This is a genomic window from Staphylococcus sp. HMSC62D11, assembly GCF_001839145.1.
GTDB classification, from domain to species: domain Bacteria; phylum Bacillota; class Bacilli; order Staphylococcales; family Staphylococcaceae; genus Staphylococcus; species Staphylococcus lugdunensis.
The window spans coordinates 33,110-33,555 of sequence record NZ_KV840205.1 but is presented as its reverse complement, the minus strand read 5'-3'; the positions used below and the strand labels follow the sequence as shown (position 1 = coordinate 33,555).

Genomic DNA, 446 nt, shown 5'->3' with positions numbered 1-446 from the left:
AAATATTGAAATTACATGGCGTGTGTATAGTCACTTATTAGAAGAATTAAAAAGCGAAGAAGATGCAAAGCTAGATAACATTATTAATTTTTAAGTGGTCAACGAACCGGACAATTTGACAATAGTTCAATCCATTTTGACCACGTATTGACCAAAATATTTTAAACAGACTTTTACAGATTTTCAACAAAATAAAAAAGAACGCTGATATATCAACGTTCTAGAGTAATTTAATTAATCAGAATTAAACTGATTTTTAATTTTGTATGGAGAGTGAGGGATTCGAACCCTCGAGACGCGATAAAGCGCCTACACACTTTCCAGGCGTGCTCCTTCGGCCAGCTCGGACAACTCTCCGTAACATATGACTTAATAAAATAAAAAACAGAAGCGATATTTCACTTCTGTTTATATGACTCCTACGGGACTCGAACCCGTGTTACCGC

The 446-nt window shown here is 35.4% G+C and carries 1 tRNA gene; it reads right to left on the bottom strand.

The annotated features are described in order from the left end of the window. Positions 1-267: 267 nt before the first annotated feature. Positions 268-357: transfer RNA gene (locus HMPREF3267_RS11535), tRNA-Ser, on the bottom strand. Positions 358-446 lie beyond the last annotated feature (89 nt).